The organism is Caldinitratiruptor microaerophilus, assembly GCF_025999835.1.
GTDB lineage: Bacteria > Bacillota > Sulfobacillia > Symbiobacteriales > ZC4RG38 > Caldinitratiruptor > Caldinitratiruptor microaerophilus.
This window is the reverse complement of the sequence record NZ_AP025628.1, coordinates 2,594,384-2,617,298: the sequence shown is the minus strand read 5'-3', so window position 1 is coordinate 2,617,298 and position 22,915 is coordinate 2,594,384. Positions and strand designations below refer to the sequence as shown.

The 22,915-nt window shown below is 72.2% G+C and carries 25 protein-coding genes; 23 read left to right on the top strand and 2 right to left on the bottom strand.

All coding sequences use genetic code 11. The annotated features are described in order from the left end of the window. Positions 1–107: 107 nt before the first annotated feature. The 12 genes from caldi_RS12715 to caldi_RS12655 all read left to right on the top strand — a co-directional run bounded on the left by caldi_RS12715 (position 108) and on the right by caldi_RS12655 (position 11,258). Complete coding sequence (locus caldi_RS12715) at positions 108–569, top strand: Hsp20/alpha crystallin family protein (protein WP_264842128.1); 462 nt, start codon at positions 108–110, stop codon at positions 567–569. A gap of 102 nt (positions 570–671) precedes the next feature. Further along, complete coding sequence (locus tag caldi_RS12710; RefSeq protein ID WP_264842127.1) at positions 672–869, top strand: hypothetical protein; 198 nt, start codon at positions 672–674, stop codon at positions 867–869. Between the two features lie 61 nt (positions 870–930). Next, positions 931–1,242 (top strand): spore coat protein, encoded by a 312-nt coding sequence (locus caldi_RS12705; RefSeq protein ID WP_264844802.1) that lies wholly within the window; start codon positions 931–933, stop codon positions 1,240–1,242. 96 nt (positions 1,243–1,338) lie between these two features. Next, complete coding sequence (locus caldi_RS12700; RefSeq protein ID WP_264842126.1) at positions 1,339–2,184, top strand: SDH family Clp fold serine proteinase; 846 nt, start codon at positions 1,339–1,341, stop codon at positions 2,182–2,184. A gap of 148 nt (positions 2,185–2,332) precedes the next feature. Further along, positions 2,333–3,136 carry an IclR family transcriptional regulator gene (locus caldi_RS12695; RefSeq protein ID WP_264842125.1) on the top strand — a complete coding sequence of 268 codons (804 nt, stop codon included), beginning with the start codon at positions 2,333–2,335 and terminating at the stop codon, positions 3,134–3,136. A gap of 252 nt (positions 3,137–3,388) precedes the next feature. Further along, positions 3,389–3,979 carry a DsrE/DsrF/DrsH-like family protein gene (locus caldi_RS12690; RefSeq protein ID WP_264842124.1) on the top strand — a complete coding sequence of 197 codons (591 nt, stop codon included), beginning with the start codon at positions 3,389–3,391 and terminating at the stop codon, positions 3,977–3,979. A gap of 24 nt (positions 3,980–4,003) precedes the next feature. After that, positions 4,004–4,243 carry a sulfurtransferase TusA family protein gene (locus tag caldi_RS12685; protein ID WP_264842123.1) on the top strand — a complete coding sequence of 80 codons (240 nt, stop codon included), beginning with the start codon at positions 4,004–4,006 and terminating at the stop codon, positions 4,241–4,243. Positions 4,244–4,246: 3 nt separating this feature from the next. Continuing rightward, on the top strand, positions 4,247–5,794 hold the full coding sequence (locus tag caldi_RS17660) for a 4Fe-4S dicluster domain-containing protein (protein WP_319951755.1): 1,548 nt from the start codon (positions 4,247–4,249) through the stop codon (positions 5,792–5,794). 42 nt (positions 5,795–5,836) lie between these two features. Then, on the top strand, positions 5,837–8,803 hold the full coding sequence (locus tag caldi_RS12670) for a molybdopterin-dependent oxidoreductase (protein WP_264842122.1): 2,967 nt from the start codon (positions 5,837–5,839) through the stop codon (positions 8,801–8,803). Positions 8,804–8,984: 181 nt separating this feature from the next. Beyond that, entirely contained in the window at positions 8,985–10,394 is a 1,410-nt protein-coding gene (locus tag caldi_RS12665) for an LCP family protein (protein WP_264842121.1), read from the top strand. Between the two features lie 78 nt (positions 10,395–10,472). Further along, on the top strand, positions 10,473–10,928 hold the full coding sequence (locus caldi_RS12660; RefSeq protein ID WP_264842120.1) for a Fur family transcriptional regulator: 456 nt from the start codon (positions 10,473–10,475) through the stop codon (positions 10,926–10,928). A gap of 78 nt (positions 10,929–11,006) precedes the next feature. Beyond that, positions 11,007–11,258 (top strand): YkuS family protein, encoded by a 252-nt coding sequence (locus caldi_RS12655; RefSeq protein ID WP_264842119.1) that lies wholly within the window; start codon positions 11,007–11,009, stop codon positions 11,256–11,258. A 52-nt stretch (positions 11,259–11,310) separates the two neighbouring features. On the opposite strand, the gene caldi_RS12650 is transcribed toward caldi_RS12655, so the two are convergent. Next, positions 11,311–11,550 (bottom strand): DUF1540 domain-containing protein, encoded by a 240-nt coding sequence (locus caldi_RS12650; protein WP_264842118.1) that lies wholly within the window; start codon positions 11,548–11,550, stop codon positions 11,311–11,313. Positions 11,551–11,608: 58 nt separating this feature from the next. After that, positions 11,609–11,845: a hypothetical protein gene (locus tag caldi_RS12645; protein ID WP_264842117.1), complete on the bottom strand. Its 237-nt coding sequence runs from the start codon at positions 11,843–11,845 to the stop codon at positions 11,609–11,611. A gap of 148 nt (positions 11,846–11,993) precedes the next feature. Here caldi_RS12645 and caldi_RS12640 point away from each other — a divergent pair, with 148 nt between their 5' ends. The 11 genes from caldi_RS12640 (at position 11,994) to leuS (ending at position 22,907) form a co-directional block, all read left to right on the top strand. Further along, positions 11,994–13,070, top strand: coding sequence for a M23 family metallopeptidase (locus caldi_RS12640; RefSeq protein ID WP_264842116.1), 1,077 nt, complete (start codon positions 11,994–11,996; stop codon positions 13,068–13,070). Positions 13,071–13,076: 6 nt separating this feature from the next. Then, a complete protein-coding gene (locus caldi_RS12635) occupies positions 13,077–13,955 on the top strand; it encodes a site-2 protease family protein (protein ID WP_264842114.1) in 879 nt (292 codons plus the stop codon). A 53-nt stretch (positions 13,956–14,008) separates the two neighbouring features. Continuing rightward, positions 14,009–15,682: an Rne/Rng family ribonuclease gene (locus caldi_RS12630; RefSeq protein ID WP_264842113.1), complete on the top strand. Its 1,674-nt coding sequence runs from the start codon at positions 14,009–14,011 to the stop codon at positions 15,680–15,682. Positions 15,683–15,901: 219 nt separating this feature from the next. Continuing rightward, positions 15,902–16,213: a 50S ribosomal protein L21 gene (gene rplU / locus caldi_RS12625; RefSeq protein WP_264844800.1), complete on the top strand. Its 312-nt coding sequence runs from the start codon at positions 15,902–15,904 to the stop codon at positions 16,211–16,213. A gap of 3 nt (positions 16,214–16,216) precedes the next feature. After that, the gene (locus caldi_RS12620) at positions 16,217–16,549 is read left to right on the top strand and encodes a ribosomal-processing cysteine protease Prp (protein ID WP_264842112.1); all 333 of its coding nucleotides are present in this window, start codon (positions 16,217–16,219) and stop codon (positions 16,547–16,549) included. Between the two features lie 2 nt (positions 16,550–16,551). Beyond that, positions 16,552–16,836 (top strand): 50S ribosomal protein L27, encoded by a 285-nt coding sequence (rpmA, locus tag caldi_RS12615; RefSeq protein WP_264842111.1) that lies wholly within the window; start codon positions 16,552–16,554, stop codon positions 16,834–16,836. A gap of 74 nt (positions 16,837–16,910) precedes the next feature. After that, positions 16,911–18,215, top strand: coding sequence for a GTPase ObgE (gene obgE, locus caldi_RS12610; protein WP_264842110.1), 1,305 nt, complete (start codon positions 16,911–16,913; stop codon positions 18,213–18,215). A 15-nt stretch (positions 18,216–18,230) separates the two neighbouring features. Beyond that, positions 18,231–18,860: a nicotinate-nucleotide adenylyltransferase gene (gene nadD / locus caldi_RS12605; RefSeq protein ID WP_264842109.1), complete on the top strand. Its 630-nt coding sequence runs from the start codon at positions 18,231–18,233 to the stop codon at positions 18,858–18,860. Continuing rightward, positions 18,857–19,471: a bis(5'-nucleosyl)-tetraphosphatase (symmetrical) YqeK gene (gene yqeK, locus caldi_RS12600; RefSeq protein WP_264842108.1), complete on the top strand. Its 615-nt coding sequence runs from the start codon at positions 18,857–18,859 to the stop codon at positions 19,469–19,471. The genes nadD and yqeK overlap by 4 nt, the downstream gene beginning before the upstream one ends. A 169-nt stretch (positions 19,472–19,640) precedes the next feature. Beyond that, positions 19,641–20,000 carry a ribosome silencing factor gene (gene rsfS / locus caldi_RS12595; RefSeq protein WP_264842107.1) on the top strand — a complete coding sequence of 120 codons (360 nt, stop codon included), beginning with the start codon at positions 19,641–19,643 and terminating at the stop codon, positions 19,998–20,000. 381 nt (positions 20,001–20,381) lie between these two features. Continuing rightward, positions 20,382–22,907: a leucine--tRNA ligase gene (gene leuS / locus caldi_RS12590; protein WP_264842106.1), complete on the top strand. Its 2,526-nt coding sequence runs from the start codon at positions 20,382–20,384 to the stop codon at positions 22,905–22,907. The last annotated feature ends 8 nt before the right edge of the window (positions 22,908–22,915 follow it).

Below are 22,915 nucleotides of genomic sequence, written 5' to 3'. Positions count from 1 at the left end.
CCTCTGAGATATTGTCTACCACTCTGCCACCCTTCTGCGCCCGGCCCACGCGGGGTGGCGGCAACATAAACTGTTACCGATCTCACCCCGCGGGAGGCGCATGGACAATGCATAACCTGCCCATCCAGCCCTGGCCGGGGGGTGGCCCGGACAGCTGGTTCGCGGAGATGCGCCGCGACCTGGAGAGCCTGGCAGAGGACATGACGCGGATGCTCCGGCACGCGTGGGGGCTCTTGTCTTCCGCCTGGCCCTGGGCTCCGTCACCGGCGGTGCAGGTCGACGACCTGGGCAGCGAGGTCGCCGTGCGGGTCCACGCCCCCGGCTTCGACCCCGCGTCCCTGGACGTACGCGTGGGCCCGGGGGCCGTGTACCTGGCGGGCCGGGCCCGCCAGGAGTACCGGGAGGAGCGCCCGGGAGCCGCCCGGATGAGCACGTCGTACGGGGAGTTCCGCACGCTGGTGCCGCTTCCCGCGCCGGTGGACACCTCCCGGGCGAGGGCCACGTACGACGGCACGACCATCGACGTCCGGGTCCCGAAGCTCCCGCAGATCCCGATCCACCCGGCCTGACCGCGGTGCACGGCCCCGGGCCGCTTCCCCTCCGGGCCGCCCGGCCGTGCCCGGGTATGGCGGCGGCCCGGGCGCGCAAGCTAACGGCGGGAGGTGTCGAGCGTGCATCAGTACACGGCGGCCGAGGCCCTCATGCTCTCCGAGGCCCTGCGCGGGGCGGCGGCGAGCGCCCAGGCGGCCATGCTGGAGGCCCAGAGCTGCCAGGACCCGCAGCTGCGGCAGTTCCTGCAGAGCGAGGCGCAGCGGCACCGGCAGAGCGTGCAGAAGATCCAGCAGATGCTGGGCGCGCAGCCGCACTAGCCGCGGCCGCAGGCCCAGGGGCGGATCCGATCGGAGGAGGAAGGGGAGCGACGTGCCCGACATGATGTCCGACATGGCGATCGCGATGCGCTGCAGTAACAGCCTCAAGATGGAGGCCATGCAGGCGGCCATGGCGGCCTGCGAGTCGTCCGACCCGTCGCTGCGCCAGCACTTCGTGCAGGCGTGCGCCGACGCCATCCGCGCCCAGGAACAGGTGGCGCGGATCATGATCCAGCGCGGGTGGTACGTGCCGGCCCAGGCCAACGGGGCCAACCTGCAGCAGGTGCAGGGCAACCTGAGCCAGTGGGCAGGGATGATGGCCGGCGCAGCCATGGCGCCGGGCGGCGGCGCAGAGCCCCGGGCGCAGATCTAGGGCGAGGCCCCGGGGCCGGGGGTCTTCGCCTGCCGGGGCTCCCGGCCGGCGGGCAGGCGACTCTTCCGGCCCCGGGCCCCACGGGGGGTTGCCGCCGTGCCGACGGCCGATCCGGCCAGCCTCTTCTGGTTCCTCTTCCTGTTCGCGACGTTCGTGTGGCCTGCCTGGGAGCGGCAGCGGATCCACCTGCGCCGCCTCTGGAAGATCCACGAACTTCAGCGGCGCCGGGGCACGCGGGTGATCACGCTCATCCACCGGCAGGAGGCCTTGAGCCTCCTGGGTATCCCGCTGGCCCGCTACATCAACATCGAGGACTCCGAGCAGGTGCTCCGGGCCGTCCGCCTCACCCCGGGGGACATGCCCATCGACCTGGTCCTGCACACCCCCGGCGGACTCGTCCTGGCCGCCGAGCAGATCGCCGCCGCGCTTCGCCGCCACCCCGCCAGGGTGACCGTGTTCGTGCCTCACTACGCGATGTCGGGCGGCACCCTGCTGGCGCTGGCGGCGGACGAGATCGTTATGGACGAGCACGCGGTGCTCGGCCCGGTGGATCCCCAGCTCGGCCAGTTCCCCGCCGCCTCCATCCTGCGGGCCGTGAGCCGCAAGCCCGTGGCCGAGGTCGACGACGAGACCCTCATCCTGGCCGACGTCGCGGAGAAGGCCGTGCGCCAGGTGCAGGACTTCGTCCGCGAGCTGGTGGCGGACAAGCTTCCCCCCGACCGGGCGGAGACGATCGTCCGCGACCTCACGGAGGGGCAGTGGACCCATGACTACCCCATCACCTTCGAGAAGCTCCGGTCTTACGGCCTGCCGGTGCGTGCCGGGCTGCCCCGCGAGGTCTACGAACTCATGGAGCTCTTCCCCCAGCCCGCGGGACGTCGCCCCTCCGTGCAGTACGTTCCCGTCCACGACGTGGAGCCCCGCCGGCGCCGCCATCCGTGAGCGGGCCGGTCGGGCCCGACCGGCCGCCGCCGGAACGCGCGTTGACACGTGACACAATTGGTCGTAGAATGGGCGGCAAACGAGAATTGGAATAGACGTTCGTAATCACGAACATTCGGCGCGGGGTCCGCGGGGGAGTGAGCAGCGCATGGCCGTGGAGCGTGCGAACGCCTACTACGCCCAGACGGTGGCCCGGACCATGCAGGTGCTGGAGGTGCTCGGCAGGTATCCGGACGGGCTCAGCCTGGCGGACCTCAGCCGGGAGCTGGGGGCCCCGAAAAGCAGCCTGTTCCCTGTGCTGTACACCCTGGAGGCGGAGGGGTACGTGTCCCGGTCCGGCCGCGGGCCATACCGGCTCGGCCTTCGCACCTTCGAGGTGGGCTACGCGTACCTGGAGCACAACGACCTCTTCCGGTCCTTCAACGCCGTGGCGCGCCAGCTCGTGGAGGAGACCGGCGAGACCGTGCAGATGGCCGTCCTGGAGGGCACCGAGATCGTCTACGTGGCCAAGCAGGAGGGCGTGCGGCCGGTCCGGCTGGTGTCCGCGGTGGGGAAGCGGGTCCCGGCGCACTGCACGGCCCTGGGCAAGGCGCTCCTGGCGACCCTGCCGGACGGCGAGGTGGAGCGCCGCTACGGCTCCGACCCGCTGCCGGCCATGACGCCCCGGAGCATCACCACGCGGCGGGGCCTGCTCATCGACCTGGCAGGGGTGCGGCGGCGCGGGTATGCCATCGACCGGGAGGAGTCCATGGAGGGGATCGCCTGCGTGGCGGCCGCAGTGCGGGACCCGCGCGGGCAGGTGGCGGCGATCAGCATCAGCGTGCCGCTCTTCCGCCTCGGCGAGGGCGGCCCGGCGGCGCTGGCCCCGCTCGTCACCCGGGCCGCAGCCGAGATGTCCCGCCAGGTGGGTTGGCGGCCCGGCCGCGGGCCGGCCTCCGCGTCGATTTCGTAAGTCGATCGCTCCGGTTCGGAAGGGCAGTCTGCGCCCTGCCCGGGTGAGCGCCAACCCGGCAGGGCGCTTGCGTTTCCGGCCGCCTTGGCGGCTCGCCTTCTCTGGCGACCAATTTCTTGATTGCGAAAGTAACGGGTCTCGCCGTAGAATTGGAGGTAACGACACGTTTGCCCGAGGCAGGAAAAGGCGTTCAACCCGCCAATCGTACTTCTTGCTTGCAAAACTGCTTAATCAAGAAAGGAGTGATCACCGATGGCTGTGCCGGACCGGGCAGGTGAGGTGCCCGCCGGGCGGACCCTTGAGGAGGCCGTCGAGGCCTACCTCAGGAAACGGCTGCCGGATCTGGTGGCCGCGGAGGTTCGGAAGGCACTGGAGGGTGACCGCGCCAGGCAGACGTGCCGGATCATCGCCTCAAAGGGTACACTCGACTGGGCCTACCCGCCGTTCATCCTGGCCTCCGCCGCCGCCGCCATGGGCATGGACGCGGCCGTCTTCTTCACCTTCTACGGGTTGAACCTGCTGAAGCGGGACCTGCGGGTTCAGGTCGACCCCATCGGTAACCCGGCGATGCCCATCCCGGTTCCCAACCTGGTGGCCGCCTTGCCCGGCGTGCGCAGCGCCGCCACCTGGATGATGTCCGACATGTTCCGGAAGAAGGGGGTCCCCTCCGTCGCCGAGCTCCGGGACGTCTGCATCGAGAGCGGCGTCCGCCTGATCGCCTGCCAGATGACGATGGACGTCCTGGGCTTCAAGCGGGAGGATCTGATCGACGGGATCGAGGTCGGCGGGGCGGCCGCGTTCCTGAACGAGGCGTCGCGCGCCCACGTCACGCTCTTCGTGTAAGCGGGGTGGGGGGGAACACGCGAGATGAAGCCGGAGAAGGTGGATTCCACCCTTGACGCCCGGGGCCTCCTGTGCCCCATGCCGGTCGTCCGCGCCAGCCGGGCGATCCGGGACCTCCCGGCCGGGGCCATCCTGGAGGTCCTCGCCACCGACCGCGGGTCGGTCACCGACATCCCGGCGTGGTGCGAGAGCCAGAAACACGAGCTGCTGCACTGGGAAGAGGACGGCGGGGTCTTCCGCTACTACGTCCGGAAGGGCGGCTGACCGATGACGCTCTGGGGCAAGGTCATCGACCAGGGGAAGTGCATCGGCTGCCACGCCTGCACGATCGCCTGCAAGTCCGAACACCAGGTGCCGCTGGGCGTCACCCGCACCTACGTCAAGCAGGTCGAGGTGGGCACCTACCCCAGCGTCCAGCGGCACTTCCAGGTGACCCGCTGCAACCAGTGCGAGGACGCGCCGTGCGCTGCCATCTGCCCTGTCACGGCCATGTACCGCCGCCCGGACGGGATCGTGGACTTCGACCGGGACGCGTGCATCGGCTGCAAGGCGTGCATGGCCGCGTGCCCGTACGACGCGATCTATATCGACCCCGTCTCGCACAGCGCCGAGAAGTGCAACTTCTGCGCCCATCGCATCGACCAGGGCCTCGAGCCCGCCTGCGTGGCGGTCTGCCCCGAGCGCGCGATCATCGTGGGCGACCTGGCCGACCCCGAGAGCGAGGTCTCCCGGCTGGTGGCCACGGGCAAGGTCGCGGTGCGCAAGCCCGAGAAGGAGACCAACCCCAAGCTCTTCTACCTCGACGCCAGCGACTTCACGCGCGTGCCGGGGCTGGCCGCCCTGCCCCCGATCCACGCGACGGCGGAGCAGCACGAGCGCTACCCGCCGGAGCCGGACCTCCTGCTCGAGCTCCTGGTGCGGGAGGGCGGCTTCGCCAACACCCGCCGGCCGGCGAGGGAGCCCCGCAGCACCGCCGCGGCGGCCGTCCTGCAGTACGACGTCCCCCACGGCGCTCCCTGGGACTGGCGGGTTTCGGCCTACACGTGGACCAAGTCGGTGGCCGCCGGCGCCTACCTGGTCCCTGCCCTCCTCGCCTGGTTCGGGGCGGGCCTGGGCGCCGGGGTGGAGCTGGCGGCGACGGCGGTCGCCCTCCTCTTCCTGGGCCTGACCGGTGCCCTGCTCATCGCTGACCTGGCCCACCCGGAGCGGTTCTGGCGCATTCTCGTGCGGCCGCGGTGGAACTCCTGGCTTGCGCGGGGCGCGTACGTGATCACCGCCTACGGTGCGCTCCTGGCGATGGACCTGCTGGGCCGGCTGGCCGGCTGGCAGGGCCTGGTGGTCGGGCTACGGGTTCCCGGGGCGATCCTCGGCACCCTGACGGCCATCTACACGGCCTTCCTCTTTGCCCAGGCGAAGGCGCGGGACCTCTGGCAGAACCCGCTGCTGCCCATCCACCTGCTGGTGCAGGCCCTCGTGGCCGGGGCGGCCGCGGTGCTGCTCCTGGCGATCGCCTCCGGCGTGGAGGCCGGGCCGGCGCTCCTGTGGGGCCTGGCGGGCGGCGCCGCCGCGCACGTGGCCGTGGTCCTGTCCGAACTGACCATCCCGCACGGCACCCGGGATGCCGCCCGCGCCGCCTGGCACCTCACCCGGGGCACCTACGCCCGGCTCTTCTGGGGTGGCCTGGCGCTCGCGGCGGCCGCGGCCTTCGCCGCCGGCGCCGGCTGGGGCGCCAGCGGCGCCATGCTGGCCCTGGCCGGGCTCCTGGCGTACGAGCACGCCTACGTCCAGGCCGGCCAGAGCGTTCCACTCAGCTGAGCGCGGCGGAGCACGAACCGTCGGCGCAGGGGAGGTAGCACGATGGCGCGGATGGAGATCCCCGAGGAGGTCGGCGCCCGGGGGCGTTTCCCCGGGTTCGGCTCCCTGGAGACACACCCGGCACCGGAGAAGTGGGAACGGTGGCGAGAGCTCGACGCCCGGGCGTGGCCCCGGCGGGTCGAACGGGAGTACACCCTGGTCCCCACCGTCTGCTTCAACTGCGAAGCCGCTTGCGGACTCCTGGCCTACGTGGATGTCCAGACCCTGGAGATCCGCAAGCTCGAGGGCCATCCCCTGCATCCGGCCAGCCGGGGTCGGAACTGCGCCAAGGGCCCGGCGACCGTCACCCAGGTGTCGAACCCGGACCGCATCCTCTACCCGCTGCGGCGTGCGGGCGCCCGCGGGGAGGGGAAGTGGGAGCGCGTGAGTTGGGACGAGGCGCTGGACGACATCGCCGGACGGATCCGGGCGGCCCTCCTGGCCGGGCGCCGGGACAGCGTGGTCTACCACGTGGGCCGGCCGGGCGAGGACCTGTTCACCGAGCGGGTGCTGCTCACCTGGGGCGTGGACGGTCACAACTCCCACACGAACGTGTGCTCGGCCGGCGCCCGCGTGGGGTACGCGATGTGGATGGGCATCGACCGCCCGGCGCCCGACCACGCCAACGCCCGGTTCATCCTGCTCATGTCCTCGCACCTGGAGGCGGGACACTACTTCAACCCGCACGCCCAGCGGATCATGGAGGCGAAGCAGGCGGGCGCCCGGATCGCGGTCGTCGACCCCCGGCTCTCGAACACGGCGGCGGCGGCCGACTGGTGGCTGTCGCCCTGGCCGGGCACGGAGGCCGGGATGCTGCTGGCGATCGCCCACGTCCTCATCGAGGAGGGGTACCTCAACACCGACTTCGTGCGCCGGTGGGTGAACTGGCGCCAACTCATGGCGGACCGGGAGTACCTGCAGTACCTGGCCGACCTCGGCCGGCTGGAGCGCCTCCCGCCCGCGGACGACTTCGGCGGCTTCCTGTGGCTCCTGCGGGAACTCTACCGGCCGTACACCCCCGAGTGGGCCGCCGCCGAGTGCGGGGTCGAGGCGGGCGCCCTCCGGGCCATCGCCCGGGAGATCGGCCGGGCGGGCACCGCCTTCGCCAGCCACATCTGGCGCGGCGCCGCGGCCGGGCACCTCGGCGGGTGGATGGTCGCCCGGAACCTGTTCTTCCTGCACGTGCTCACGGGATCCGTCGGGACGAAGGGCGGGTGCCTGCCGAGCGCCTACGCCAAGTTCGTGCCCAAGCCGCCGACCCACCCGCACCCGATCGAGGCGTGGAACGAGGCCCACTGGCCGAAGGAGTACCCGCTCTCCCACTTCGAGATGAGCTTCCTGCTCCCGCACCTCCTGGAGCGGCTCGACAAGAAGCTGGACGTGTACTTCACCCGGGTCTACAACCCAGTCTGGACCAACCCGGACGGGTTCTCGTGGATCGAGATGTTCCTGTCGGACCGCATCGGCCTGCACGTGGCACTCACGCCCACCTGGAACGAGACCGCCCAGTACGCCGACTACGTCCTTCCCATGGGCCTGGGGCCCGAGCGACACGACCTGCACAGTTACGAGACCCACGCAAAGCAGTGGGTCGGCTTCCGCCAGCCCGTGCGGCGGGTGGCGGCGGAGCGCCTCGGCCGGCCGGTCGGGGACACCCGCTTGGCCAACCCGGGCGAGGTGTGGGAGGAAAACGAGTTCTGGATCGAGCTCTCGTGGCGGATCGACCCCGACGGGTCGCTGGGCGTCCGGCAGCACCACGAGTCGCCGTACCGGCCCGGCGAGAAGATCCGCATCGACGAGTACTACCGCTGGATCTTCGAGAACGGCGTGCCCGGGCTTCCGGAGGCCGCCGAGCGCGCGGGCCTCACCCCCTTCGAGTACATGCGCCGGCATGGCGCCTTCGAGCTGCCGGGCGCCGTGTACGAGGAGCACGAGCGGCCCGTGCCTCCCCAGGTCCTCGCCGGGGCGGCCGTGGGGCCGGACGGCGGCGTGTACACCTCGTCGCCGCCGCCCAAGGTGAACTACCGCCCGTATCCCGGGCCCTTCCAGGACGGGGAGGGGCGCTACCGTGTCGGGGTCATGGTGGAGGGCGAGGCGCGGACCGGCTTCCCGACCCCCTCGGGGCTGCTCGAGTTCTACTCCACGACCCTGCGTGACTGGGGCTGGCCCGAGTACGCGCTGCCCGTCTACCCGCTCGACGAGGCCGGCCGCCAGGCCATGCCCCACATCACGAGCCAGGTGCACCACGCACGGATCCGCTGGGACGAGTCGGAGTTCATCCTCCTGCCCACGTTCCGCCTGCCCACGCTCATCCACACCCGTACCAACGGGGCCAAGTGGCTCTACGAGACCGCCCACCACAACCCGCTGTGGATCAACCCGCGCGACGCCCGGCGGCTGGGTGTGCGGACGGGCGATCTGGTACGGGTGGAGACGGAGATCGGCTACCTCGTCGACCGGGTGTGGGTGACGGAGGCCATCCGGCCCGGCGTCGTGGCCTGCTCCCACCACCTCGGCCGCTGGCGCCTCCACGAGGACCACGGCAGCGACCGGTGGAACTCGTCCCTCGTGAAGCTCGAGCGGGCAGGCACGAACTGGCAGATGAAGCAGCTCCACGGGGCTCAGCCCTTCCCGAGCTCCGACCCCGACTCCTCCCGGATCGGGTGGCGGGAGGCGGGCGTGCACCAGAACCTCATCTTCCCGGTCCAGCCGGACCCCATCTCCGGGGCCCACTGCTGGCACGTGCGCGCACGGGTGACCAAGGCCCGGCCCGAGGACCGGTACGGGGACATCGCCGTCGATACCGCCCGCTCCCGGGCGGTCTTCCGGCGGTGGCTCGAGCTGACCCGGCCCGCGCCCGGTCCGGGCGGCCTGCGCCGCCCCTACTGGCTCATGCGGCCGCTCAAGCCGTCGCCCAGGGCCTACCGCCTGGTCCAGGAGGTCGCCTGCGCCCCGGCGGGGGACGGCTGAGGGCCGGTACACCTCTGCAGGGGCTGGCGCCGTCCCGGGGCGGCGCCAGCCCTTGCCGTTCCGTGGGACCGGCAGGAAGGCTATAATGAGGAACCGGGTGCGTGTCCGCGCCGTCTAACCTTCGATCAAGCGGATCGCGCAGAGAAGCGGCTCGCAGTTGGGGCAAGAGGTCGAGCGGTCGATGAAGGGTTCCCGATCCGGCTGGTACGTGGTCACGGCGGTGGCCCTGGTGATCGCCCTCAGCATCGCGGGGGCGGCGGCGAGACGCCTTTTCGGCTTCGGGGGGCGGGTCGGCGTCCGCGCGGGGGCCGAGGCCCGGGCGGAAGGGCCGAGCGCGCCCTCGCCGGCTCGCCTCGGCCGCACGACGGTTCTCATCCTGGGCGTCGACGACCGCAAGGACTCCAAGGGGCGATCCGACACCGTGCTGGTCGCGGCGGTTCACCCGAAGGACCGGGTCCTGACCCTCATCTCCTTGCCACGGGACACCCTAGTGGAGATTCCCGGCCGCGGGTACGACAAGCTCGCACACGCCTACGCCTACGGTGGGACGGAGCTGGCGCTGGCCACCGTGGAACGGATGCTCGACATCCCCATCGACCACTACGCCCGGCTGGACTTCCAGGGCTTCGAGAAGATCGTCGACGCGCTCGGCGGCATCGACGTGAACATCCCGAAGCGGATGTACTACGTGGACCCCTACGACGACAACGGCGGCCTCGTGATCGACTTCAAGCCCGGCCCCCAGCACCTGAACGGCGAACAGGCCCTGAAGTACGCCCGCTTCCGCCACGACGAGGAGGGCGACTGGGGGCGGATGCGGCGCCAGCAGGAGGTCGTGAAACTCCTGCTGGACAAGGCGCTGAGCCCCTCGGTGGTGGTGCGCCTGCCGGGACTGGTGAGGTCCCTCTACCAGGCCGTGGACACCGACCTGGGCCTCGGTCAGCTGCTCGACTTCGCGATGGCCGGCAAGGAAGTGGCACAGGGTTCGCAAACCCAGGGCCCGCACCTGCAGACCCTGGTCGCCGGCGGGAACGACCGGTACCTGCACGGCGTCTATTACCTCATCCCGGACCTGGTGAAGCTCCGGACGGAGGCCTACCGGATGCTCCTCGGCGCGGAGCCGCCGGCCCGGTTCCTCGAGAAGGCGCGGGAGGACCAGGCGGAGCTGGAGGCGGTGGTCCGGCGGTGGGCGGCCCAGGACCGGGGGCGGCAGGAGGCGGAGAAGGCCCGGCAGGCCCAGGAGGCGGCGAAGGCGAAGGCGGGTGCCGGTGAGCCCGGCTCCCCCTCGGAGGCGGGCAACGCCGGCCGCGCGGCCGGCCAGGCGCCGCCTGCGGCTCCTGGCGGCGACGGAGCCGGCTCGGCGGCCGGGAGTTCGCAAGCCGGGGCAGCCGCCGGCGGTGCGGCGGGGATTGGCACCCAGCCGGGTGGAAGCGAGGGCACGGCTGGAGCCGGCCAGACCGGCGCAGGTGGAACCACGGGTAGCGGCACGAACGGCGGGACGACAGGGAACAGTGGGGGCACGACCGGCATGACCGGCGGCGGGAGCAGCCCGCCCGCAGACGGCGCAGGGGCGCCGGGCGGGGCCGGTTAGGGCCGGCGCCCGGGCGCGTTGACGCCCCCCGGGGTTCCGGCTATGCTGGAGGGGGCGGTCCAAGCGAGGTGAGGCACCGTGCCCCTCCTCAAGGACATCTACGAGAAGCTTCTGGAGCGGGGACACAAGCTGACCCCGCAGCGGTGGGCCATCCTCAACATCTTTCTCCAGAACAAGGGCCGGCACCTGAGCGCGGACGAGGTCTACACGCACCTGAAGGCGCTCTACCCGAACAACGGCATCGCCACCGTGTACCGGACCATCGACCTCCTGGTGGACCTGGGAGTCCTCAAGAAGCTGGAGTTCGGCGACGGGCGGGCGCGGTTCGAGATTTACGATCCGGACGAGCCACACCACCACCACCACCTGATCTGCACGCGCTGCGGCAGCGTGACCGAGTTCCAGGACGACCTGATGGAGTCGCTGGAGGTGGCCATCCAGAAGAAGACGGGGTTTCAGATCCAGGATCACATCGTGACGTTCTACGGCCTGTGCCGGAGCTGTCAGGCCGAACTCCACCAGGCCCGGGGCTAGTCCCGGGCCTCGCCGCGGCTCGGTGCGGAATACGCGGCCCGCCGGGCGGCTCACACTACGCCCGGCGAGGTGAGAGCCGTGCCAGGGCGCGTAGCCGTGGAGCCGAACCTGGCGCCGGTCCGTGCGGCGCTGGAGCGCGAAGGGTTCGAGGTGGTGCCGCTCGAGCCGGGCGCCACCCTGCAGGTCGACGCGATCGTCGTGACCGGCATGAGCGAGAACCTGGCCGGCCGTGGGGACGCCCGGGGCCAGAGGGCGCCGGTCATCGACGCCCGGGGCCTGAGCGCCGAGCAGGTGGTGGCCGAGGTGCGGCGGCGGCAGCTCGGCCGCTGAACCGCCCAGCCTGCGGGCCCGGTGCTCGTGCACCGGGCCCGCGTGTCTCCGGTCAGACCTCGTCGAGCCGCCGGATTCCCGGCTTGGGGCCCTGCTGCCGCGGAACGAAGGTGTGGCACTGGGTCTCGCTGGAATGCGCGGCGTCCCGCCCCTCCAGCTGGCCGAACTCAGTGCGGGCGTTCCGGATCCCGGCCGGGTTCCCCGTGACGATGATCCGCTCGGCGTGGCACCGGTCGCCGTCTCCCCAGTAGAAGCAGCTGCTCACCGTGCACTCGATCTGCTGGCGGGCCACGAGGCATCACCTCCGCCGATAGTCTGGCCGCAGGGCGGACCGGTTCATCACATCGGCGTCAGTGGTCCTCACGGGGGTGGGGATCCGCGCCGGCGCCGCCCGCCGGCTGCGCCCGGCGGGCGTTCGGCGTCCCTTCCCGATCCGCGCGGATGTCGTCCGGGCTGTCGCGCTTGACGAGCGTCTGCTCCCGCCCGGTCTCGCCAGCCGGACGGCCGCTCACGCTTGGCCGCTCCGCGCCGTGACCTCGGTTCACGCGCTCCGCACCCCCCTCCGGCGCCACCGCGGGCTCCGTCACCCAGTGTGCCCCCTGCCCGCCGGCCCATGCGCCGCGCCCGTCCGCGGCTCCGCGGGACGAGGCGGCGCCGGCGAGATCCCGTAATGCCGGAAGGGCAGCGGCATACGTATGGGAGTGGACTGGCAGGTGCGGACGGGGGTGGGAGCCGTTGCGCGAGCGCGTTCGCCAGGTCTGGCCCGATCCGTCCGCGGGGGTGGTGCCGGAGCGGCGGCGTCCGCCCGGCCGGCTGCGCCAGTTCCTGCGCCGGGAGGACGTGGCCGAGACGCTGTCGCGGCTCGGGCTCCAGACCGCCCTTGCCGCCGCGCTGGTGGGGGCGGCGCTCCTGGTGCGCTGGCTTCCCTTCGCCTCGCTCGATGGCGCCCGTCGGGCCGTTGCCCGTCACGTGGCCGGCGACTTCTCCGTCAGCGACGCCTGGCGCCGGGTTTCGGCCTGGGCGGCCCGGGAGGGCGGCTGGTCGCGGGCGGTGGCCGGCGTCCATGGCGGGGTGCGCGCCCGCCTTCAGCGCCTGGCGGACGAGATCCTCCCGCCCGCGCCGGCCCCCGGGCGGGTCGATTCGCCGCCGACCCCGCCGCCCGCCCTCCCGTCCTCCCGGGACGAGGCACCGCTGGGCACCCGCCCCCCGCTGCCCGAGGGGGGCGTCCCGGTCTCCCCGCCGGGCGGCCAGGCCGCCGCGCCGGCGCCGGGCTACCCTGGCCTGATCACGCTGGAGCGCCCCGGATCCTCGCCCTCCGGGGGCGTGTCCGCCGGCAGCGGGGCCACCGCCGGCGGACCGTCGGGCGGTGGCCCTTCCGCCGGACCGGGGCCGGCAGCCGGGGACGGAGGTGGCGCCGGCGCGCGGCCGGTGGCAGGGGAGATGATCTCGCCCTTCGGCTGGCGCGGACGCGCCGGGGGCGGGGAGGAACTGCACGAGGGCGTCGACCTCGCGGCTGAGCCGGGCGCCGCCGTGCGCGCCCTGCGCGCCGGAGTGGTCGCCCGGGTCGGGCGGGACCCGCTCCTGGGGCCCTTCGTGGAGGTCGACCACGGGGGCGGCCTCAGCACGCGCTACGCGCCGGTGACGCCGTCCGGGGCCGGGGTCGGGCGGCGGGTGGAGGCCGGGCAGGTGCTCGGGGTCCTGGGTGAGCCGCCGCCCGGAGAGCCCTGGAGGCCGCACCTGCACCTGGAGGTCCGCCAGGACGGGCGCGCGGTGGACCCCGCTCCCCTCCTGGGTGCGGGGTCGGGGGTCTGAAGCGGCGTGCGGCTGCGGCTGGGCCCGGCGCTTCGCCTGGAGGTCGACCCTCTGTTCGTGGTGCTCCTGGCCGTGCCGGTCTTCCTGGGGTACCCGGTGCACGGCCTGCTCGTCGCGGGTTCCCTGGCCGCGCACGAGCTGGCGCACCTCCTGGTGGCGGCGGTCATGGGGGTGGAGGTCGAGTCCCTGCGGCTCTCCCCCGTGGGCGGTTCCCTGCGCCTGGCCGTCGACCTCGGCCAGGAGCCGCAGATCGAGGTCCCCGTCGCCCTGGCAGGGCCCGTGCAGAGCTTCTTCCTGGCCGGCCTCGGCCACCTTCTCCGGGGCGCGCCCCTGTGGGACCAGGCCCTGGTCGAGTTCTTCCTGAACCTGAACCTTTCCCTCGGCTTCTTCAACCTGCTCCCGGCCCTGCCCCTCGACGGCGGCCGGGCGCTGCGCGGTCTCCTGGCCCACCGTCACGGACCCGCCCAGGTCACCCGCTGGATGGCGGCGGCCGGACGGGTCAGCGGGGTGGTCCTGTTCGCCGCCGGCGTGCTGGCGGCGGGGGCAGGGCGTCCGCTCTGGACCGCCCTGGTCGGCGGTCCCCTCATCTTCCTGGAGGCCGGCCGGGAGCAGGAGGCGCTCCTCTACCGGTCCATGCGTAGCCTCCTGCGGCGCCGGGGGGGTCTACGGGAGCGCCGGGTGATCCCGGCGCGCACCCTGGTGGCGCTTGGCAGCTGCCGGCTCCGCGAGGTGCTCCCGCACCTGGCGTCCCGCAGCTACCAGCTCGTCCTCGTGGTGGACGAGTCGCTGGAGCCGCTGGGCACCCTGACGGAGACGCGTCTCGTCGAGGCTTTCACGCACCTGGGTCCCGAGGCGACCCTCGCCGCCTTGCTGGAGCGCCGGTGAGCCCCGGGGGCTGTACAATAAAGGGTGTACAGGCAGGGGTGGAGGTAAGGGGCTTGTCCAAGGAGATCCTGGTGAGCGTCGACGTCGACGGGGTCCGGGCGGCGATGCGGGAGGACGGCCAGGTCGTCGAGCTCCTGTTCGAGCGCGCGGTCCGGCAGCAGCTCGTCGGCAACATCTACAAGGGCCGGGTGCAGAACGTCCTGCCCGGCATGCAGGCCGCCTTCGTGGACATCGGCCTGGAGCGCAACGCCTTCCTCTTCGTCGACGACGCCATCCCTCCGGGTCTGGAGGTGGACGGCGCGCCGCCGGCGATCCGGGACGTCGTGAGGCCCGGCCAGGAGCTGCTGGTGCAGGTCGTCAAGGAGCCCAGCGGGACGAAGGGCCCCCGGGTGACCCGTCACGTGACCCTGCCGGGCCGGTACCTGGTCCTGATGCCCAGCGTGGAGTTCGTCGGGGTGAGCCGGCGGATCACGAAGGAGCGCGAGCGGGAGCGGCTGAAGGCCCTCGCCGAGTCCCTGCGGCCCCCGGGGATGGGCCTCATCGTCCGGACGGTCGCCGAGGGGGCCAGCGAGGCCGAGTTCCGGCGCGACATCGAGTACCTGGTCCGCCTCTGGCAGGGCGTTGAGGCCCGGGCCCGCGCGGCGGAGGCCCGCTCCCTGGTCCACCGGGACCTCGGCCTGGTGCAGCGGGTGGTGCGGGACTGGCTCGACGACGACGTGACGGAGCTCTACATCGACTCCCCGTCCGACTACGAGCGGGTGCTGGAGTGGCTGGAGTTGATGGCCCCGCACCTGCGCTCCCGGGTCCGCCTCTACACGCCCACCACCGTGTCCCTCTTCGACCGGTACGGCGTGGAGCAGGAGATCGAGCGGGCGCTGCGGCGCAAGGTGTGGCTGCGGTCGGGCGGGTACCTGGTCATCGACCGGACCGAGGCCCTCACGGCGATCGACGTGAACACCGGCAAGTTCGTGGGAACCACGGACCTGCGGGACACCGTGCTGCGCACGAACCTCGAGGCGGCGGCGGAGATCGCCCGGCAGCTGCGCCTGCGGGACATCGGGGGCATCGTGGTGGTGGACTTCATCGACATGGACCTGCCCGAGGACCGGCAGCGGGTTCTCGAGGCGCTCGAGGAGGCCCTGGCGCGGGACCGCACCCGCACGAACGTGCTGGGCCTCACGCAGCTGGGCCTTGTCGAGCTGACCCGCAAGAAGTCCCGGCAGACCCTGGACGAGATCCTCCTGCGGCCGTGCCCGCACTGCGACGGGCGCGGCCGGGTCCCCGCCGAGGACACGCTGGCCCGCCGGGCGCGGGCGGAGATCCGGCGCACCCTCCTGACCTCGGCCGCCGAGGCGATCCTGGTGGAGCTGCACCCGTCGGTGGCGGCGCTGGTGATCGGGCCCGGGGGCGCGCACCTGCGCCAGCTCGAGCGGGAGCTGGGGCGGTCGATCTTCGTGCGCGGCAATTCGCAGGTCGACCCGGGCGACCTGCGCATCCGGGCCCTCGGCAGCCTGGCGGAGGTGGAGGCGCAGGCCCTGCCGGTCCGCCCGGGACAGGTGCTGACCGTCACCGTGGAGGAGCCGCACGTGACCAACCCCGGCGACGGCATCGCCCGGCTGGACGGGTACGTGATCGACATCGACGGCGCCGGCGGGATGGTCGGCCGGCAGGTGCAGGTGGAGGTGGTCCGGGCCTTCCGGACCTACGCCCGCGCCCGACTGGTGTGATCCGCCCGGCCGCAGGGGCTGCTCGCCCCTGCGGCACCGCCCCTGCGGCCGCGTTGACACGGCGGGGGGCGCGTGATAGGATGAAGTGTCACTGGCTGCCGTCGGCAGACCGGTGCCCAACCGCGCGGCGAGGGCCCCAAGCCAGCGGAGAAGCCGGAGGCCGGCTCCGGAAGGCCGCTGCGCCCGGTCCGGCGAGTCTGACATCGGGGGGTGGACGAGCTGTACGCCATCATCGAGACCGGCGGCAAGCAGTACCGCGTGGCGCCCGGGGACAAGATCCGGGTGGAGCGGCTCCCCGCCGGCGAGGGGGAGACGGTCACGTTCGACCGGGTGCTCGCGGTCGAGCGGGACGGGGAGTTCCGGGTCGGCACGCCCACGGTGCCGGGCGCCCGGGTGAGCGCCCGGGTGGTGGGCCACGGCAAGGGGCCCAAGATCCTGGTCTTCAAGTTCCGGGCCAAGTCGAACTACCGCCGCCGCCAGGGTCACCGCCAGCCGTTCACGGAGCTTCAGATCGAGAGCATCGAGGGTTAGCGCATGATCCGGGTCCGGGTCCGGCGGGACGAGGCCGGGCGCATCACCGGTTTCACGGTCCAGGGCCACGCGGGGTTCGCGGAGGCCGGCCGGGACATCGTCTGCGCCGGGGTCACGGCGGTGGTGTTCACCGCCCTCCTGGGTCTCCGCTCCGTGGCCCGGATTCCCCACGCGGTCCGGCAGGAGGACCGGGAGGGGTACGTCGACTGCCGGCTGGAGCCCGGCACGCCCGAGGCGGAGCGGACCGCGCAGGCGATCCTGGAGACGATGGTGCTCGGGCTCCGGGACATCGAGAAGGATTACGGCGGCTACGTCCGGGTGACGGAGGGGGGATAGGCATGTATCTCCAGTACTTCGCGCACAAGAAGGGCGTGGGCAGCTCCCGCAACGGGCGGGACTCCAACCCGAAGTTCCTTGGCGTGAAGCGGTACGGCGGGCAGGTGGTCACCGCCGGCAGCATCCTCGTGCGCCAGCGGGGCACCCGGTTCCACCCGGGTCGCAACGTCCGCCGGGGTGGTGACGACACCCTCTTCGCCACCGCCGACGGCGTGGTGGTCTTCGGGAGGGGCCCCCAGGGCCGCAAGGTCGTGAGTGTGGTACCGCTCGAGCAGGCCTCGGTCTGAAGACTGGGCGGCGGGCCCCGGCGACCGGTAGCCGGGGCCCGTTCGTCGTTGGCCCGCATGTGGGGTGAGGGCACGTGTTCGTGGACCTTGCCAGGATCTACGTGAAGGGCGGCGACGGGGGCCGCGGCTCGAACGCGATGCGGCGCGAGAAGTTCGTGCCCGAGGGTGGCCCGTTCGGCGGCGACGGCGGCAAGGGAGGCGACGTCGTCCTCGTGGTCGACCCGGGCCTGCGCACCCTCCTCGACTTCAAGTACCAGCGCCACTACCGGGCGGAGCGGGGCGAGCACGGCAAGGGCAAGGGCATGCACGGCCGGGACGGGGAGGACCTCGTCGTGAAGGTGCCCCCTGGCACGGTCGTCCGGGATGCCGAGACGGGGGAGGTCCTGTTCGACCTGGTCGAGCCGGGTCAGCGGGCCGTCGTCGCCCGCGGCGGTCGGGGCGGCCGCGGCAACATGCACTTCGCCACCCCGACCCACCGGGCTCCGACCATGTATGAAGAAGGGGAACCCGGTGAGGAGCGCTGGCTGCTCCTCGAGCTCAAGGTGGTGGCCGACGTCGGGCTGGTCGGCTACCCCAACGCCGGCAAGTCGACCCTCCTGGCCCACACCACCGCGGCCCGGCCCCGCATCGCCGACTATCCCTTCACCACCCTGACGCCCAACCTCGGGGTGGTGGAGGTGGGGGACGGCCGCAGCTTCGTCATGGCGGACATCCCCGGGCTCATCGAGGGAGCCCACGCCGGGGTCGGCCTCGGGCACGAGTTCCTCCGCCACGTCGAGCGGACCCGGGTCCTCATCCAGGTGGTCGACGGCAGCGGGATCGAGGGGCGCGACCCCCTGGCCGACTACGAGACCATCCGGAAGGAGCTCGCCCTGTACAGCCCGGTGCTGGCCGAGCGCCCCCACGTCGTGGCCTTCAACAAGATGGACCTGGCGGAGGCGCGGGCCCACCTCCCGTCGTTCGAAGCCGCGATGGCGTCGCGCGGGATCCGCGTGTTCCCGATCTCCGCCGCCACGGGCCAGGGCGTGGGCGCCCTGCTGCTCGCGGTGGCGGACCTGCTCGACGCGGTGCGGGCCGAGGGCCCGGCGGTGGTGCCGGACGCCGGCGAGGCCGCAGAGCGCGTCTTCCGCGCGGCGGACGAGGCGGCCTTCACCATCCGCCGGCGGCCTGACGCCGCCTGGGTCGTGAAGGGCAAGGCGATCGAGCGGCTGGCGGCCATGACGCCCTGGAACAACGAGGAGGCGGTGCGCCGCTTCCTGCGGATCCTGCGCCGGAGCGGCATCGAGGCGGAGCTGCGGGCCAGGGGGGCCAGGGACGGCGACACCGTGGAGATCGCCGGGGTGGAGTTCGAGCTCTCGGGCGGGGAGCCCGAAGCCTGACGGGCAGGTGGTCCCATGGGTCGGCGGCGGATCGGGGTCTTCGGCGGGACGTTTGACCCGGTCCACTACGGGCACCTCGCGGCGGCCGTGGGGGCGGCGTGGCTCGTGGGGCTGGAGCGGGTGCTGCTCGTGCCGGCCGGGGAGCCTCCCCACAAGACCGGCCACCCCGTCACGCCGGCCGCCCACCGCCTCGCCATGGTCCGCCTGGCCGCGGCGGACAATCCCCTCTTCGAGATCTGCGAGCTCGAGCTGGAGCGGCCCGGGCCCAGCTACACCGTGGACACCATGGCCGAGCTCGAGCGGCGCCACCCCGACTGGGACCTAGTCTTCCTGACCGGACTGGACGGGCTCCTGGCGATCGAGACCTGGCACGAGTACCGCCGGCTCCTGACCGGCTGGCCTCTGGTCGCCATCGTCCGGCCCGGCGTCCCCCTCGAAGGATGGGAGGCGCTGCGCCGGCGCCTCGGGCCGGAGCTGACCGCCCGGGTGCGGATCGTGGAGACCCCGGGTGTGGCCGTCTCCGCCAGCGATCTCCGGGCCCGCGCGCGGGCCGGGTACCCTCTCACGTACCTTGTGCCGCCGGGGGTGGAGGAGTACATTCGAAAAAACGGGCTTTACCGCGGGCACGAAGGGGGGCCCGGATGATCGACCTGGCGCGGATCGAGGAGGCCCTGCGCTGCAGGCTGGATGACGAGCGTCTGCGGCATACCCGGGGCGTCGTGGACGCCGCGGTGGCGATGGCCCGTCGCTGGGGTGCCGACCCGGAGAAGGCCCGGCTGGCGGCCCTCCTCCACGACTACGCGAAGGGGCTTCCCCCGGAGCGGCTCCTGGAACTCGGGCGGCGCTTCGGGGTGATCGCCGACCCGGCGGAGGAGGCCTTCCCCGATCTCCTGCACGCCCCCGTGGGCGCCGAACTCGTCCGGGAGGAGGGGCTGGCCCGCGACCCGGAGGTCCTCGCGGCGATCCGCTGGCACACCACCGGCACGCCGGGGATGGGGCTCCTCGAGAAGGTGATCTGGCTGGCGGACATGATCGAGCCCGGGCGGGACTTCCCCGGCGTGGAGATCCTCCGCCGGCTGGCGGAGCGGGACCTGGACGAGGCCCTCCTGGCGGGGCTCGATCATACCATCGCGTACGTCCTCCGGACCGGGCGGCTGCTTCACCTCGGCTCTGTCCGCACGCGCAACTGGCTCCTGGCGGAGCGCCGGCGCGCGGGCAAGCCGTGGCCGGTTCCAGCGGTCAGTAGTGCGTGGTGAGTAGTGAGTTGTGCGTCGTGCATGCGCCACGCGGGGTAGCCACGCTCGGTGCGTCCGTCGCGCGTCGGGAGTTGGCGCCGCGGGTGGGCGAAGCGATGGCCCGCGGACCCCGTCATGGAATAGAATAACAGTAGGCAGGCAAATCCAGTACAGGAAGGAGAATGCCCGTTTGACCTCCACCCAGCTTGCACAGCACGTGGCCCAGCTGCTGGAGGACCGGAAGGCACAGCGCGTTCAGATCCTGGACATCCGGAAGCTGAGCTCGGTGGCGGACTTCTTCGTGGTGTGCTCCGGGGCGACCCCCATCCAGGTTCGGGCCCTGGCGGACCACGTGGAGGAGAAGCTCGCCGAGATGGGCGTCCGTCCGCACCACACCGAGGGGTACAGGCTGGGACGCTGGGTGCTCATGGATTACGGCGACGTCGTGGTGCACATCCTGCGTAACGAGGAACGGGATTTCTACAGCCTCGAACGGCTCTGGGGCGATGCCCCCCTGCTGGACCACCGGGTGCTGGCGGGTGCACGGTGAGGGGATTCGCCGGCACCGTGGGGCCGCACGGCATGGTCGGGCCGGCTTGACGGGGCCCCCGGCACCCCGCATAATAGTAAAGACTGCATAAGGGATCGCGATGACGGGGAGCAGTAGGCCACTCCGGCCCTGCAGAGAGCCGCCGGCGGGTGGAAGGGCGGTGGGCGCGGGGGCTGAACCTCGCCCCGGAGCTGTCCGGGTGAGCCCTCTCGCGATCGAGGGGAAAGCCCGGGCCGTTGGGGACGTTACCCCCTGACGAGCGGGCCGGCCGCACGGCCGGCCAACGAGGGTGGTACCGCGGGAGACAGCCTCCCGTCCCTACGGGGCGGGAGGCTCTTGGTTTGGTGCACGTTCGGTTCACGTTGCCGGGGAGGGACCCGTGTGAGCGCGGAGGAGCGCTTTCCGTTCAAGGAAGTCGAACCCAAGTGGCAGAGGCGGTGGGAAGAGGCCGGGATCTACAAGGTCACGGAGGACCCGGCCCGGCCCAAGTACTATGCGCTGGCCATGTTCCCGTACCCCTCGGGCAAGATCCACATGGGGCACGTGCGCAACTACACCATCGTGGACGCCATCGCCCGCTTCCGGCGGATGCGTGGGTACAACGTCCTGCACCCCATGGGCTTCGACGCGTTCGGGATGCCGGCCGAGAACGCCGCGATCCAGCACCGCATCCCGCCGGATCGGTGGACGTGGGACAACATCGCCGAGATGACCGAACAGCTCAAGTCCCTGGGGTACTCCTACGACTGGGACCGGGCGGTGTATTCGTGCCGGCCCGACTACTACCGGTGGACCCAGTGGCTGTTCCTGCAGTTCTTCAAGAAGGGGCTGGCGTACCGCAAGGAGGCGCCGGTCAACTGGTGCCCCTCCTGCGAGACCGTGCTGGCCAACGAGCAGGTCGTCGAGGGCCGCTGCTGGCGCTGCGACTCGGTGGTGACGAAGAAGAACCTGGAGCAGTGGTTCTTCCGCATCACCGCCTACGCGGACGAGCTGCTCGAGGACCTCGACAAGCTGCCAAAGTGGCCGGAGCGCGTGCGGATCATGCAGCGCAACTGGATCGGCCGGTCGGAAGGCTGCGAGATCGTCTTCCGCGTGGAGGGGACCGGCGAGCCGATCCCCGTGTTCACCACCCGCCCGGACACGGTCTTCGGCGTCACGTACATGGTGCTGGCCCCCGAGCATCCGCTGGTGGAGCGCCTGATCGAGGGCAAGCCCCAGGCGGACGAGGTACGGCGGTTCGTCGAGTGGGTCCGCACGCAGAGCGAGATCGCCCGGACGGCGGAGGACGTCGAGAAGGTCGGCCTCTTCACCGGCGCGTACGCGATCAACCCGCTGAGCGGCGACCGGGTGCCCATCTGGATCGCCAACTACGTCCTCTACGAGTACGGCACCGGCGCCGTCATGGGCGTCCCCGCGCACGACGAGCGGGACTTCGCCTTCGCCCGCAAGTACGGCCTGCCGATCCGGGTGGTCATCCAGCCTCCCGACAGGCCACTCGACCCCGACGGCATGACCGAGGCGTACGTGGATCCGGGGACGATGGTGAACTCCGGCCCCTTCAGCGGGCTGCCCAGCGAGGAGGGCAAGCGCCGGATCGCCGACTACCTCGAGGAGCAGGGGATCGGCGCGCGCAAGGTCAACTACCGGCTCCGCGACTGGCTGGTATCCCGTCAGCGGGCCTGGGGCGCCCCCATCCCGATCGTCTACTGCGACCGGTGCGGCATCGTGCCGGTGCCGGAGGATCAGCTGCCGGTGCTGCTGCCGCCCGACCTCGTGTTCACCGGCGAGGGCACCTCTCCGCTGGCGCGCCACGAGGGGTTCGTGCACACGACCTGCCCCGCGTGCGGCGGCCCCGCCCGGCGGGAGACGGACACGATGGACACCTTCATGTGCTCCTCGTGGTACTACCTGCGCTACGCGGACGCGCACAACAGCGAGCGGGCGTGGGACCCCGAGAAGGTGCGGTACTGGCTGCCCGTCGACCAGTACGTGGGCGGCATCGAGCATGCCGTCCTGCACCTGCTCTACAGCCGGTTCTTCACCAAGGCCCTCCGGGACATGGGCTACCTGGACTTCGACGAGCCCTTCACCGCCCTGCTCACCCAGGGCATGGTGATCAAGGACGGCGCCAAGATGTCCAAGTCCAAGGGGAACGTGGTCAGCCCCGAGGAGATGATCGACCGCTACGGCGCCGACGCCTGCCGGGTGTTCATCCTCTTCGCCGCGCCGCCGGAGCGGGACCTGGACTGGTCGGACGCCGGCATCGAGGGCGCCTCCCGGTTCGTGAACCGGTTCTACCGGATGGTCACCAGCAGCGTGCCGGTGGTCCAGGCAGCCCGGCACCTGGCACCGGTGGGGGCGGGCGAGCAGGCGGCCACGGCGGAGGCGCCGGCCCTGGGGGAGGCCGAGCGGGCGCTGCGGCGGGTGGTCCACCGCACGCTCCGGAAGGTGACCACGGATCTGGAGGATCGCTTCGCGTTCAACACCGCGATCGCTTCCATCATGGAACTCGTCAACGCCGTCTACGACTACCGTGCGAACGTCCCGGAGGACCGCCAGCATCCGGCCGTCCTGGCGGAGGCGCTGGAGACAGCCGTGCGGATGATGGCGCCGTTCGCCCCACACCTGGCGGACGAGCTCTGGGAGAGGTTGGGCCACACCACCAGCGTGCACCTGGAGGCGTGGCCGGAAGTGGACGAGTCGGCCCTCGTCCAGGAGACCGTGGAGATGGCCGTCCAGGTCAACGGCAAGGTGCGGGACCGCATCCAGGTGCCCGTCGGCGCCTCCGCGGACGAGATCCGGGAGATGGCGCTGTCCCTGGAAAAGGTCCGGGCCTACACGGACGGGAAGACGGTCGAGAACGTCGTCGTCGTGCCGGGGCGCCTGGTCAGCGTGGTGGTGCGCTGACGGAAGCC